The 13,899-nt window shown below is 69.9% G+C and carries 12 protein-coding genes; 5 read left to right on the top strand and 7 right to left on the bottom strand.

Features of this window, described 5'->3' with window-relative positions; genetic code table 11:
- Positions 1–225 precede the first annotated feature (225 nt).
- The 3 genes from ACFVH5_RS12105 to ACFVH5_RS12095 all read left to right on the top strand — a co-directional run bounded on the left by ACFVH5_RS12105 (position 226) and on the right by ACFVH5_RS12095 (position 4,279).
- Positions 226–2,028, top strand: a complete 1,803-nt coding sequence (locus ACFVH5_RS12105) for a DEAD/DEAH box helicase (protein ID WP_385833434.1) — start codon at positions 226–228, stop codon at positions 2,026–2,028.
- A gap of 490 nt (positions 2,029–2,518) precedes the next feature.
- On the top strand, positions 2,519–3,163 hold the full coding sequence (locus ACFVH5_RS12100) for an IclR family transcriptional regulator (RefSeq protein ID WP_381833505.1): 645 nt from the start codon (positions 2,519–2,521) through the stop codon (positions 3,161–3,163).
- A 297-nt stretch (positions 3,164–3,460) separates the two neighbouring features.
- Positions 3,461–4,279: a S16 family serine protease gene (locus ACFVH5_RS12095; RefSeq protein ID WP_385833433.1), complete on the top strand. Its 819-nt coding sequence runs from the start codon at positions 3,461–3,463 to the stop codon at positions 4,277–4,279.
- 40 nt (positions 4,280–4,319) lie between these two features.
- Here ACFVH5_RS12095 and ACFVH5_RS12090 read toward each other — a convergent pair whose 3' ends face one another.
- The 5 genes from ACFVH5_RS12090 to ACFVH5_RS12070 form a co-directional block, all read right to left on the bottom strand.
- Entirely contained in the window at positions 4,320–5,297 is a 978-nt protein-coding gene (locus ACFVH5_RS12090; protein WP_385833432.1) for a glycine betaine ABC transporter substrate-binding protein, read from the bottom strand.
- The gene (locus ACFVH5_RS12085) at positions 5,294–6,052 is read right to left on the bottom strand and encodes an ABC transporter permease (protein ID WP_385833446.1); all 759 of its coding nucleotides are present in this window, start codon (positions 6,050–6,052) and stop codon (positions 5,294–5,296) included. Before ACFVH5_RS12085 ends, ACFVH5_RS12090 begins: the two co-directional genes overlap by 4 nt.
- A gap of 179 nt (positions 6,053–6,231) precedes the next feature.
- A complete protein-coding gene (locus ACFVH5_RS12080; RefSeq protein ID WP_385833444.1) occupies positions 6,232–7,503 on the bottom strand; it encodes a betaine/proline/choline family ABC transporter ATP-binding protein in 1,272 nt (423 codons plus the stop codon).
- Positions 7,504–7,519: 16 nt separating this feature from the next.
- Entirely contained in the window at positions 7,520–8,167 is a 648-nt protein-coding gene (locus ACFVH5_RS12075) for an ABC transporter permease (RefSeq protein ID WP_385833431.1), read from the bottom strand.
- Between the two features lie 30 nt (positions 8,168–8,197).
- Entirely contained in the window at positions 8,198–8,674 is a 477-nt protein-coding gene (locus tag ACFVH5_RS12070) for an Lrp/AsnC family transcriptional regulator (RefSeq protein WP_107016413.1), read from the bottom strand.
- A 122-nt stretch (positions 8,675–8,796) separates the two neighbouring features.
- Between ACFVH5_RS12070 and hppD the strand changes: the two genes are divergently transcribed.
- Positions 8,797–9,942, top strand: coding sequence for a 4-hydroxyphenylpyruvate dioxygenase (gene hppD / locus ACFVH5_RS12065; protein ID WP_385833430.1), 1,146 nt, complete (start codon positions 8,797–8,799; stop codon positions 9,940–9,942).
- A 230-nt stretch (positions 9,943–10,172) separates the two neighbouring features.
- On the opposite strand, the gene ACFVH5_RS12060 is transcribed toward hppD, so the two are convergent.
- The gene (locus ACFVH5_RS12060) at positions 10,173–11,594 is read right to left on the bottom strand and encodes a hypothetical protein (protein ID WP_385833428.1); all 1,422 of its coding nucleotides are present in this window, start codon (positions 11,592–11,594) and stop codon (positions 10,173–10,175) included.
- 109 nt (positions 11,595–11,703) lie between these two features.
- Between ACFVH5_RS12060 and ACFVH5_RS12055 the strand changes: the two genes are divergently transcribed.
- A complete protein-coding gene (locus ACFVH5_RS12055; protein WP_385833427.1) occupies positions 11,704–13,161 on the top strand; it encodes an FAD-binding oxidoreductase in 1,458 nt (485 codons plus the stop codon).
- A gap of 70 nt (positions 13,162–13,231) precedes the next feature.
- On the opposite strand, the gene ACFVH5_RS12050 is transcribed toward ACFVH5_RS12055, so the two are convergent.
- A complete protein-coding gene (locus ACFVH5_RS12050; RefSeq protein WP_385833426.1) occupies positions 13,232–13,798 on the bottom strand; it encodes an SsgA family sporulation/cell division regulator in 567 nt (188 codons plus the stop codon).
- Positions 13,799–13,899 lie beyond the last annotated feature (101 nt).

The raw sequence follows: 13,899 nt of genomic DNA, 5'->3' as shown, positions 1-13,899 counted from the left end.
GGGCTGAGTCGGGCTGAAGTGAGCCGGGGCGGGCCGATGTGAGCTGAGTCCCATCCCGGAGGGTCCCCGCGTCGTCCGCGCGTTGACGTTCATGAGCCGCCGGTAGGGTGGCCCGGTTGTCATACGCAGCCGTCGTCATACGTGGCCGAGCGGCTCGACCACCCCACGGAGACCGTGACTACCGCCCGCCCGTCGTCCCCCGACACCCTCACTGGAGGGCCCTTCGTGCCCGCCTCTTCCGTCGCCAGCGCCGCGTCCTCGCACCATCTGTCGCCCGCGTTCCCCGGCCGGGCCCCCTGGGGCACCGCCAACAAGCTGCGCGCCTGGCAGCAGGGGGCGATGGAGCGGTACCTCCAGGAGCAGCCGCGTGACTTTCTCGCCGTCGCCACGCCCGGCGCCGGCAAGACGACCTTCGCGCTGACCCTCGCGTCATGGCTGCTGCACCACCATGTCGTGCAGCAGGTGACCGTGGTCGCGCCGACCGAGCATCTGAAGAAGCAGTGGGCGGACGCGGCCGCGCGCATAGGGATCAAGCTGGATCCCGAGTACAGCGCGGGCCCGCTCAGCAAGGAGTACCAGGGCGTCGCCGTGACCTACGCCGGTGTCGGCGTGCGGCCCATGCTCCACCGCAACCGCTGCGAGCAGCGCAAGACCCTCGTCATCCTCGACGAGATCCACCACGCCGGTGACTCCAAGTCCTGGGGCGAGGCGTGCCTGGAGGCCTTCGAGCCCGCCACCCGCCGGCTCGCCCTCACCGGTACGCCGTTCCGCTCCGACACGAACCCCATCCCCTTCGTCGCGTACGAGGAGGGCAACGACGGGATCCGCCGCTCCTCCGCCGACTACACCTACGGCTACGGCTCGGCCCTCGGCGACGGCGTCGTGCGGCCCGTCATCTTCCTCTCCTACAGCGGCAACATGCGCTGGCGTACGAAGGCCGGGGACGAGATCGCCGCCCGGCTCGGCGAGCCGATGACCAAGGACGCCGTCAGCCAGGCCTGGCGCACGGCCCTCGACGCGCGCGGCGAGTGGATGCCCAGCGTGCTGCGCGCCGCCGACCAGCGGCTGACCGAGGTGCGCAAGGGCATTCCGGACGCCGGCGCCCTCGTCATCGCCTCCGACCAGGACTCCGCCCGCGCCTACGCCAAGCTCATCCGTGAGATCACCGGCAACAAGGCCACCCTCGTCCTCTCCGACGACACGGGCGCCTCCAACCGGATCGACGAGTTCAGCCAGAGCGAGGACCGCTGGATGGTCGCCGTCCGGATGGTGTCCGAGGGCGTCGACGTACCGCGCCTGGCCGTCGGCGTGTACGCGACCACGATCTCGACCCCGCTCTTCTTCGCCCAGGCCGTTGGCCGCTTCGTACGGTCCCGGCGGCGCGGCGAGACCGCCTCCGTCTTCCTGCCGACCGTCCCCGACCTCCTCACCTTCGCCAACGAGATGGAGGTCGAGCGCGACCACGCCCTCGACAAGCCGAAGAAGGAGACCGAGGAGGACCCGTACGCCGAATCCGAGAAGGAGATGGAGGAGGCGAACAAGGAGCAGGACGAGGACACCGGCGAGCAGGAGCAGTTCTCCTTCGAGGCGCTGGAGTCCGAGGCCGTCTTCGACCGGGTCCTCTACGACGGCGCCGAGTTCGGTATGCAGGCCCACCCGGGAAGCGCGGAGGAGCAGGACTACCTCGGCATCCCCGGGCTCCTCGAACCCGACCAGGTCCAGCTCCTCCTCCAGAAGCGCCAGGCCCGGCAGATCGCGCACAGCCGCAAGAAGCCCGACGACGAGGCCGACCTCCTCGAACTGCCCGCCGAGCGCCGCCCCGTGGTCTCCCACAAGGAGATGCTGGAGCTGCGCAAGAAGCTCAACACCATGGTCGGCGCGTACGTCCACCAGAGCGGCAAGCCCCACGGCGTGATCCACACCGAGCTGCGCCGCGTCTGCGGCGGCCCGCCGAGCGCGGAGGCGACCGCCGGGCAGCTGCGCCAGCGGATCGAGAAGGTGCAGGAATGGGCGACCCGCATGCGGTGACCGCCCACCCCTGACGCGCTTCGGGGCCTCACGCGTCCGCATGCTGGAACCCGCACGGCCGTACACGTCCGTACGCGTCCGAACACGCCTGTACGTCGACACGAGCGCTGGTGCCCTGATGGCACCGGCGCTCGCGCGTGTGTGCGCCCCCTCGGAAGGCGTGCGCGCTCTGTGCGGAGGTGGTGCACGCCGCGTTGCCCGCGGCGCCCACATCCGGCCAGAACGGGAGCAAACCGTGGGTAACCAGGAACGGTCCGTACCTGCGCATGACCGGATTCTGGACGGAGCCTTCCGCTGAGCGAACCAGCTCGCTACTGTCCCCGCTACGCACACGCCCCGTGGCAGCGCCGCCGCGGAGCGCAGCCGGTGCCCGCCCGGGAGTACCCGGGCCGCAGCCGACCGGCGGCCTCTGACGCGCGTCGCCGATGGGACCGGTGACGCATCCGCCACGTAGGGGGTCGCCGACTCTCACCACTAAGGAGTGGGCGTCGTGACCGCGGAAACCTCCCAGACGCTCGACCGGGGACTGCGCGTCCTCAAGCTGCTCGCCGACACCGACCACGGTCTGACCGTCACCGAGCTGTCCAACAAACTCGGAGTCAACCGGACCGTTGTGTACCGGTTGCTCGCCACGCTCGAACAGCACGCCCTCGTACGCCGTGACCTGGGCGGCCGAGCCCGGGTCGGGCTCGGGGTGCTGCGGCTCGGCCGCCAGGTGCATCCGCTGGTCCGTGAGGCCGCGCTGCCCGCGCTGCGGTCGCTGGCCGAGGACATCGGGGCGACCGCCCATCTCACGCTGGTCGACGGTACGGAGGCGCTCGCCGTCGCCGTGGTCGAACCGACGTGGACCGACTATCACGTGGCCTACCGCGCCGGGTTCCGTCATCCGCTGGAGCGGGGGGCCGCCGGGAAGGCGATCCTCGCCGCGCGGGCCGGGGGTGTGGACGGTGAGCTCGGCTACACGCTCACGCACGGCGAGCTGGAGGCCGGGGCGAGTGGGGCCGCGGCGGCGCTGATCGGTGTGACGGGGGTGGAGGGGAGTGTGGGGGTGGTGATGCTGGCCGACGCGGTGCCTGAGCGGGTGGGGCCGCGGGTCGTCGACGCTGCGCGGGAAGTGGCTGACGCGCTTCGTTGACCTGGGCCGGGTCCCTGCCGGGGTGTGGGGGCGTGGGTTGGCTGCGGGTCCGCTGTGGCTGGTCGCGCAGTTCCCCGCGCCCCTAAAAGATTGCGCCGTTCCCCGCGCCCCTAAAGCCGAAAGACTGCGCCGTTGCCCGCGCCCCTGGAGGCAGAGGACGGCGGCGTTGCCCGTGCCCCTAAAGCCGAAAGATTGCGCCGTTCCCCGCGCCCCTAAAGACAAAAGATTGCGGCGGTGCCCGTGCCCCTGGAGCCGTGCCCCTGAGAGTGATCGATTGCTCTCCGTTAGATTGATCCCGTGGCTTCTCGTCTCTCCGGTCTCCCTCGTCTCTCCCGTCTCTCCCGCCTTCAGGCCGTCGCCTTGTGCGGTCTGCCTGTCGTGGGGTTGTTCGCCGTCGCCGTGTTCGCGCCCCTGCCGTTCTCGTTGGCGCAGCCCGGGATGACGGCCGATGTGCTCGGCGAGAACAAGGGTGACCCGGTCATCACGATCTCCGGTGCGAAGGCCCGTGACACGAGCGGGCAGCTGCGGATGACGACCATCGAGGCGACGGGCCCGGACACGAGCATCGGCCTGGGCGACGTGCTCGACGGCTGGTTCCGTACGGACCGTGCGGTGATGCCGCGCGACTCGGTCTACCCGAGCGGCGACAACGTCGAGGAGATCGAGGAGTACAACGCCGAGGAGATGAAGAAGTCCCAGGACACCGCCACCGAGGCGGCCCTGAACCAGCTCGGCGAGCGGTCGGACGACATCGAGGTCACGCTGAAGCTCGCCGACGTGGGCGGCCCGAGCGCGGGACTCCTCTTCTCCCTCGGCATCGTCGACAAGCTGGACGGCGACGGCAGCGGCGGCGATCTCACGGGCGGCCGGGTCATCGCGGGTACGGGAACGATCGACGCCGGCGGGAAGGTCGGCGCGGTCGGGGGAGTGGCCCTCAAGACGCAGGCGGCCCGCCGCGACGGCGCCACGGTCTTCCTGGTCCCGAAGGCGGAGTGCTCGGACGCGAGGTCGGAGCTGCCGAAGGGGCTGCGCCTCATCCCGGTGACGACCCTCGAGGGCGCCGTCGACTCCCTGGTGGCGCTGGAGAAGGGCAAGGGCTCCGTCCCCTCCTGCTGAGCCCCGCCCGCGAACAGCGCGCCCGCCGCTCACCCGCCGCTCAGCCGTCCTTCACGAACCCTTCCTTCTTCATCCAGTCCAGTGCCACCGCGTGCGGATCCTCGCCGTCGACGTCCACCTTGGCGTTCAGCTCCTGCGCCACGTCGTTGTCGAGCCGCTTCGTGATCGGGGCCAGGACCTCGGCGATCGCCGGGTACTTCTTCAGGGCCTTCGTGTTGATCTGCGGAGCCACGTTGTAGTTGGGGAAGAACTTCTTGTCGTCCGCCATCACGGCGAGGTTCATGGACTTGATGCGCCCGTCGGTGGTGAAGACCTCCCCGTAGGTGCAACTGCCCTTCCGCACCTGGGTGTAGATGATCCCGGTGTCCATCTGCGTGATGTTCCCGCTCGGCACCTTCATGCCGTAGGCCTTCTCCATGCCCGGCAGCCCGTCCGCCCGGTTGGCGAACTCGCTCTCCACGCAGAGCGTGACGGCCTTGGGGTCCTTCTTGGAGAGGGCGGCCACCTCGGAGAGCGTCTTCGTGCCGTACTTCTTGTAGTTGGCCTGGTTCATGGCGAGCGCGTACGTGTTGTTCAGCTTCGAAGGGGGCAGCCAGGTCAGCCCGTTCTTCAGGTCGGCCTCGCGCACGGCCTCCCACTGCTTCTGCGGATCCGCGATGGGGTCGCTGTTGCCCAGGTAGGTGATCCAGGCGGTGCCCGTGTACTCGTAACCGGCGTCCGCGTCCCCGTTCTTGACCGCCTCCCGGGAGCCGATGGACCCCTGGATGCCCGTGCGGTCGAGCACGTCGGCGCCGGCCGCCTGGAAGGCGATGCCCATGATCGCGCCGAGGATGAGCTGCTCGGTGAACTCCTTGGACGTCACGGTGAGATCGGCGCCCTTGAGCGGCTGCCCCTTCCCGACCGACCCCGGCTTCACATCGTCGACCATGGGCGAACCACTGGTCAGCCCGCACCCGGACACCGCCACCAGCAGGGCCAACGCCGCCACCGGACCCGTAACCGACGTAACCCGCCTCATGAGCCCGCCTCCAGGCCGCGTGGACTGAGCAGGAGCTCGGCCAGGGACGCCAGCCAGTCGACCAGCAGCGCCAGCGCGACGGTCAGGATCGAGCCGAGGACCAGCACCGGCATCCGCTGATTGGTGATCCCGGTCGTGATCAGCACGCCCAGACCGCCGCCTCCGCCGAACGTGGCGAGCGTCGCCGTGCCCACGTTCAGGACGAGCGCGGTCCGCACACCGGCGAGGATCAGCGGTACGGCCAACGGGAGTTCGATGCGGCTCAGCACGCCCAGCGGGGACATGCCGATGCCCCGGGCGGCCTCCAGGAGCGTCGGGTCGTTGGCCTTCAGCCCGGCGATCGTGTTCGACAGGACGGGCAGGACGGCGTACGCGATGATGCCGATCAGGGCCGCCTTCCGGCCGATGCCCAGCCAGATCACCAGCAGGGCGAGCAGCCCGATCGCGGGCGTCGCCTGTCCCATGTTGGCGAAGGTCATGAACACCGGGGTCGCCTTGCGGAAGGCGCCGCGCGTCAGCAGGATGCCCAGCGGGATCGCGATGATCAGCACGAAGAAGGTGGAGATCACGGTCAGCTCGATGTGCTGGCGCAGGGCTTTCCACACCTGCCCGTTGCTGAGCGCGTTCTCGGAGAGCGGGTCGAGATCCGCCTGGCGGAACCAGAGCCAGGTGCAGAGCAGCCCGACGACGAGCACGGTCGGCAGGAGGGTCAGCTTCAGCCAACTGATCCTGGGTGCGCGGGACGTGGCGGCCACCGCGGAGAGGTCCTCGTCGAAGGCGGCCTCCCGCCCGGCCTCAGGACCGGCGTCCCCGAAGCCGGAACGTTCGTTCCCGGGTCCCGTACGGACGTTCCCGGGCCCCGTACGGACATCCTCGGACCCCGTACGAGAGTCCCGGGGCCCCGAGCCGCCGTCGCGACCGCTTTCGGGGGTGCTCACGCCTGCCCCTCCCCGTCCCCGCCGCCACCCACGCCCTCCTGCTCGTGACGGGTCTGCTCGGTGCGGGCCTCCTCCAGGTCGTGCTGGTGCTCCATCGCGTCGAGCCGGTCGGCCTCCAGCATCTCCTGCACGGAGTTCATCAGCGTCTCCATGTCCACCACGCCGGTGTACTCGCCGCGCCGCCCGGTCACCACGACCCGCCCCGCGTTGTCCGTGAGCACGGCCTCCAGCGCGTCCCGCAGCGTCGCGTCCCGGGTCACGGTGTCGTTCACCAGCGTGCCGGCCCTGGCCAGCGAGCCCCGCGCCCGCATGAGATCCCCGCGCCGCAGCCACTTGTAGGGCCGCCCCCGCCGGTCGAGCAGCAGGATCTCGTTCGTACCGCTCGCCCGGATCTTGTTGAAGATGTCCTGCAGCGGGTCGTCGACGGTCACCGTCGGATAGTCGGTGATCTCCACATCCCGTACGCGCGTCAGGTTCAGCCGCTTCAGAGCGGCCCCCGCGCCCACGAACCCGGACACGAAGTCGTCGGCGGGGTTGGTGAGGATCGCCTCCGGGGTGTCGAACTGCGCGATGTGCGACTGCTCCCGCAGCACCGCGATCCGGTCCCCGAGCTTGATGGCCTCGTCGAAGTCGTGCGTGACGAAGACGATCGTCTTGTGCAGCTCGTGCTGCAGCCGGATCAATTCGTCCTGCAGATGATCACGAGTGATGGGATCGACGGCACCGAACGGCTCGTCCATCAGCAGAACAGGCGGATCGGCGGCCAACGCCCGCGCCACGCCCACCCGCTGCTGCTGCCCACCGGACAACTGCCGCGGGTAACGCCCGTGGAACTCACCGGGATCGAGCCCCACCAGATCGAGCATCTCCTCGATCCGCTCGGCGACCCGCGTCTTCGACCAGCCGACCATCTTCGGTACGAGGCCGATGTTCTGGGCGACGGTCATGTGCGGGAAGAGCCCCGAGGACTGGATGGCGTACCCGATCTTGCGCCGCAGCTTCACCGGATCCATGTGGGTGACGTCCTCGCCACCGATGCGGATGCGCCCGCCCGTGGGCTCGATCAGCCGGTTGATCATCTTCAGCGTGGTGGACTTGCCGCACCCGGAGGGCCCGACCAGCACCACCAGCTCACCGGCGTTGATCTCCATGTTGACGCTGTCCACAGCGGGATCGGCACTCCCCGGATACCGCTTGCTCAGACTCTCCAGCCGAATGGTGGCCCCGGTGGCGTCATGCCCACCCCCACCCTCCCGAGCCCCCTCCACGGTCTCTGCTGCTGTCTCAGACACGAATCCCCCTAGGGATGGTCAGCCGCCCGACGAGGACGTACGCGGCATCGAACAGCAGCGCCAGGACGATGATCCCGAGCGTGCCCGCGAGGACTTGGTTGAGCGCGTTCTTGCTGCCCAGGGAGGCGATACCGCGGAAGATCTCGTTGCCGAGCCCGGGCCCGGAGGCATACGCGGCGATGGCGGCGATGCCCATCAGCATCTGCGTGGAGACCCGGATCCCGGTCAGGATCGGCGGCCAGGCCAACGGCAGCTCGACGCGTACGAGCCGGGCGAGCCGCGACATCCCGATCCCGGTCGCGGCGTCCACCAGCGACGGGTCGACGCCGCGCAGTCCGACGATCGAGTTCCGCACGATGGGCAGCAACCCGTACAGGGTCAGCGCGATGACCGTGGGCGGAACACCCAGCCCCACCACCGGGATCAGCAGACCGATCATGGCGAGCGAGGGAATGGTCAGCAGGGTCGCCGTGGTGATCGTGGCGAGGTTCCCGGCCCAGTCGCTGCGATAGGTGACGACCCCGATCACCACCCCCACGACGGTGGCGACGACCATGCACTGGAAGACGGCGCTGGCGTGCTGGAAAGCGTCGGCGAGGAGCTGTTGATGACGGCTGCCGAGGTACTCCCAGAAGTTCATCGCTGTCACCTCACTCGGTAGCCCGGTCGTTCAGCCGTCGTCGTCCCTGGCCGCCTGCTCCACCAGCGGGATGATCCGCAGAGGAACGGGGTTCTCCATGACGATCGCCGTGGAGGCCCGGACAATGCCATCAAAACCGACAACCCGGTCGATCACCCGTTGAAGATCGGCGTTGGACCGGGCCACGAGCCGGCACAGCATGTCCCCGCCGCCCGTGGTCGTGTGCAGCTCCAGCACCTCGGGCACGGTCGCCAAGTGCGCCCGTACGTCCGCCCCTTGCCCCTGCCGGATCTGCAGGGTCGCGAAGGCGGTGACGGGATATCCGAGGGCCGTGGGATCCACCTGCGGACCGAATCCGCGGATGACTCCATTCGACTGAAGCCGGTCCAGCCGCGCCTGCACGGTCCCGCGCGCGACACCGAGCCGGCGGGACATCTCCAGTACCCCGATCCGGGGCTCCTCGGCGAGCAGCACAAGAAGCCGCCCGTCCAAACGATCGATCCCCACAAGCACCTCCGAGGTGGTCACCCTGTACAAGAAGTAGAGGGGCGGCGGCCCTCCACTGAACATATTGCCCAGCCGAATCGCAAACGATTGCGCACCTTGCTAAAGGGCGAGAGCCTGCGCCCATGACTCAGACCACGCACCACACCCCTCATACCGCGCGGCAGGCAGATCCCTTCCCGGTCAAGGGAATGGACGCGGTCGTCTTCGCCGTGGGCAACGCCAAGCAGGCGGCGCACTACTACTCCACGGCCTTCGGCATGAAGCTCGTCGCGTACTCCGGACCGGAGAACGGCAGCCGGGAGACCGCGAGCTACGTCCTGGAGAACGGCTCCGCCCGTTTCGTGTTCACCTCGGTCATCAGGCCCGCCACCCCCTGGGGCACCTTCCTCGCCGAGCACGTGGCGGAGCACGGCGACGGAGTCGTCGACCTCGCCATCGAGGTCCCGGACGCACGCGCGGCGTTCGCGTACGCCGTCGAGCACGGCGCGACCCCCCTCACCGAGCCGCACGACGTGAAAGACGAACACGGCACGGTGGTCCTGGCCGCGATCGCCACGTACGGCAAGACCCGCCACACCCTGGTGGAGCGCACGGGCTACGACGGCCCGTACCTCCCCGGCTACACAGCCGCCGCCCCGATCGTCGAACCCCCCACCCAGCGCACCTTCCAGGCCATCGACCACTGCGTGGGCAACGTGGAACTCGGCCGGATGAACGAATGGGTCGGCTTCTACAACAAGGTCATGGGCTTCACGAACATGAAGGAGTTCGTGGGCGACGACATCGCGACCGAGTACAGCGCCCTGATGTCCAAGGTCGTGGCCGACGGCACGCTCAAGGTCAAGTTCCCGATCAACGAGCCCGCCATCGCCAAGAAGAAGTCCCAGATCGACGAGTACCTGGAGTTCTACGGCGGCGCGGGCGTCCAGCACATCGCCCTGAACACCAACGACATCGTCAACACGGTCCGCACGATGCGCGCGGCGGGCGTCCAGTTCCTCGACACCCCGGACTCGTACTACGACACCCTCGGCGAATGGGCGGGCGAGACGAGGGTCCCCGTGGAGACACTGCGCGAACTGAAGATCCTCGTGGACCGCGACGAGGACGGCTACTTGCTCCAGATCTTCACGAAGCCGGTCCAGGACAGGCCGACGGTCTTCTTCGAGATGATCGAACGCCACGGCTCCATGGGCTTCGGCAAGGGCAACTTCAAGGCCCTCTTCGAGGCAATAGAACGAGAGCAGGACCGCCGAGGCAACCTCTGATCCAGAGCCCTCCACCACGCACGGCCCGCACCCGGCAGACAACGGGAGCGGGCCGTGCCGGTACGTCGAAGTCCGCCGCATAGGGCTCCTGCAAACGACGGTCGCTCTCCTTCTCGGGGCGGTACACCCGGGAGGCGGCGGACTCGACGTACCGGCACGGCCCCGACCCCACCGCCGACCGCCGCGGCCCCACCGCCGACCGCCCCCGACCCACCGCCGCGGCCCACCCCCTACCGCAACGCGCCCGCAGGCCGAGGCTCGGCCTCCCCCAACTCCTCCAGCGCCCGCAGAGCCACAGGCACCAACAACGGCGAGAACACCGGACTGATCCGCAGCGCTTCGCCAAGATGCCGCCGCGCCCCCGAGTCGTTCCCCACCCCCCGCTCGATCACCCCCCGGTGGAACGAGTACAGAGCGACCCGAGCCCCACCCCCACGCACCCGATCCGTCGCCCGGGTGGCGAAACCGACCGCCTCCTTGTCCTTCCCGTCCCGATGCAACGCCCACCCCAGCGCATCGGCCACAGCCACCGAAGGATGCCGGGCCCACTCACCCCGCAACCGCCGCACCGCACCCCCCGCGTCCCCGTGATCGGCCTCGAAGAGCCCGAGCACCAGCTCCTCGTTCACCCCGGCCGCGTCCCCCTCCCGCACCCGCGCCCGCAACACGTCGTACTGGGCCCGCGCGGCCCCACCGAGCCCCAGCGACTCGTACAACTCGCCCAGCTCCAGCGCGTACCGCGGCAACGGCTGCTTCGCCAGCGCGGACTGATACGCGAGCAGCGCCTCCGAGTCCCGCCCCAGCGCGGCCAGCGCCCGCCCCTGCCCGGCCAGCGCCGCATGCTCCCCGGGATCGGCCCGCAACGCGGCCTCGAACGCGCGCAGCGACTCGGCAGCCTCCCCGCGCTCCCAGGCCGACTCCCCGACCCGCACCAGACAGTCGGCCTGCTCGGCAGGGGTGGCGGCGAGCGCCGCGGCATCGGACAAGGCGGCGGCGGAATCCTCCCGCCACCCCCGATCCCGGTAGACGAGCCCGGCCCGCACCAACACCTGCACTCCCGGTCGGCCCCCCGACACCCCACTCCCCGAGGGGAGTTCGACAAGCTTGGCCAGCACCCGCCGAGCGCCCTTGTAGTCCCCGAGCCCCCGATACGCGTCGATCAGCGCCGGATATACGGACCACCGCTTCGGCGAGGAGGCCACCGCCGCCTCCCCCCACCCCCGCGCGGCCCGGAAGTCGTGCCGCGCGTTGGCGAGCGCGGCCATCCCGCGGAACGCCTCGGTGTTCCCCTTCGGCCGCCCGTTCAGCGACGTACGCAACGCGGCGTCGGCCTTCGGATAGAACCCCGGCTCGGCGGTCCGCTCGCCCCGCTCCACATACGCGGTGCCCAGCTCGGCCCACGAGCGCACATCACCCGGATGGGCCCGCAGATGCGCCTCGCGGTCACTGATCAGCGCGACCAGATCGGGCAGCGAGGCGGGCGCCCCCGACCCGACCGCGGTCACGGCCCGCGCCACGGGCCCGGGGGAGGGCGGCGGCCGGCGATCCCCGTCGGGCATGACGACCAGCACACCCCCCAGCACGAAGCACCCCACGACGGCCCCGGCCAGCACGCGCCGGATCAGAACCTCACGCTTCACACCGCTGTCCATGCCGATCACTGTGCGTCAATACGAAGAGCACACCCGGCCACCACCCCGGCACGGAAAGCCTCGCGCGGGCGGGGTTCACACCGATGGCCCCGAGTGCGACGCTGTGATCATGAGCCGTATCGAAGCCCGACCCGATGAAGACACCGTGGCGGTGGGCAGCACCCCCGAACGTCTCACCGAAAACCTCACGGAACGTCTCTCCGAACGCCTCACCGAACGTCTCCTCACGGGCCTGCCGGCCGAGGCGGTCCTCACCGACCCGGACGTCACCGGCTCGTACGCCAACGACATGGCCAGCTTCTGTGAGGCGGGCACCCCTGCCGTCGTCGTGCTGCCGCGCACGGTCGAACAGGTCCAGCACGTCATGCGCACGGCGACCGACCTCCGTGTCCCGGTGGTCCCGCAGGGCGCCCGCACGGGCCTCTCCGGGGCGGCCAACGCCTCCGAGGGCTGCATCGTGCTGTCCCTGATCAAGATGGACCGCATCCTGGAGATCAGCCCCGTGGACCGGATCGCGGTGGTCGAGCCGGGCGTCATCAACGCCACGCTCTCCCGCGCCGTCAACGAACACGGCCTCTACTACCCGCCGGACCCCTCCAGCTGGGAGATGTGCACCATCGGCGGCAACATCGGCACGGCCTCGGGCGGCCTGTGCTGCGTGAAGTACGGAGTGACGGCGGAGTACGTCCTCGGCCTGGACGTCGTCCTGGCGGACGGCCGCCTGATGTCGACGGGCCGCCGTACGGCGAAGGGTGTGGCCGGATACGACCTGACGCGCCTGTTCGTCGGCTCGGAGGGCTCACTCGGCATCGTCGTACAGGCCACGCTCGCCCTGAAACCCCAACCGCCCCAACAGCTCGTCCTGGCGGCGGAGTTCCCCTCCGGGGCGGCGGCCTGCGACGCGGTCTGCCGGATCATGGAGGGCGGCCATGTGCCCTCCCTCCTCGAACTGATGGACCGCACCACGGTGAAGGCCGTCAACGACATGGCGCACATGGGCCTCCCGGAGAGCACCGAGGCCCTGCTCCTCGCCGCCTTCGACACGCTCGACCCCGCCGCGGACCTCGCCGCGGTCGGCGCGCTGTGCGAGGCGGCGGGCGCCACCCAGGTCGTACCGGCGGAGGACGCGGCCGAGTCGGAACTGCTGCTCCAGGCCCGCCGGCTGTCCCTCACGGGCCTTGAGGCGGTCAAGGGCACGACGATGATCGACGACGTGTGCGTACCGCGCTCCAGGCTCGCCGAGATGCTCGAAGGGGTCGACCGGATCGCCGAGAAGTACCGGCTGACCATCGGCGTCGTGGCCCACGCGGGCGACGGCAACACCCACCCGACCGTCTGCTTCGACGCGAGCGACCCCGACGAGTCCCGGCGCGCCCGTGAGTCCTTCGACGAGATCATGGCCCTCGGCCTGGAACTCGGCGGCACGATCACCGGCGAGCACGGTGTGGGCGTCCTCAAGAAGGAGTGGCTGGCCCGTGAGATCGGCCCGGTCGGCATCGAGATGCAACGGGCGGTGAAAACGGCCTTCGACCCCCTGGGCATCCTCAACCCGGGAAAACTCTTCTGACAGCCCCTTCCACCTCCACCTCCAGCTCCCCCTCTCTCTCCTCTCCCTCACTCCTCCTCCCTCCTCCCTCTCACTCCCCGTCCTTGGACTCGTCGGAGGGCCACGGGTCGCTCAGCCACAGATCGTCGGCGGGAGTCGGCGCGAGCAGCTCGTCGAGACCGTCGTCGAGACCGAGCCGCCCGGCCTCCGTGCCCGGCGGGACCGCCCGCAGCGTGCGCTCCAGCCACGCCGACACCTGCGCGGCGGGCGCTTCCAGCAGCGCGTCCCCGTCGGGCGAACTCAGCGCCATCAGGACGACGCCGCGCCCGCCGACCTTGGTCGGCCACGCCCGTACATCCCCGTGCCCGCACGGCCGGAACACCCCCTCGACGAGCAGTTCCCGCGCGAAGGTCCAGCTCACGGGGTGGTCGGTGCCGATGTGGAAGGTGACGTGGACGGCGTACGGATCGTCGCTGCGGTAACTCAGCAGAGCCGGCACGGGGATGCTCCGCTCGGGGGACAGCACCAGCTTGAGCTCCAGCTCCCGTTCCACCACGACGGTGTCGCTGTCCCGCCCGCTGCCCCTGCCGCTGTTCCTGTCGTCGTTCCTGCCGCCGTTCCGGCCGTCGTTGAGATCGTTGTTCACGTCGTTGCTCATGCGGTCCGCTTCCTCTCGTGGCCGGGACCCGAGGAGCGGGCCCGTACGAGTGGAGAGGCCGCGGAGGCCGCAGCATTACGCCGGTTCGGAGAACTTTTTTC

Source organism: Streptomyces sp. NPDC127119 (genome assembly GCF_042677425.1).
Classification (GTDB): Bacteria; Actinomycetota; Actinomycetes; order Streptomycetales; family Streptomycetaceae; genus Streptomyces.
This window is presented reverse-complemented; position numbering and strand designations above follow the sequence as displayed.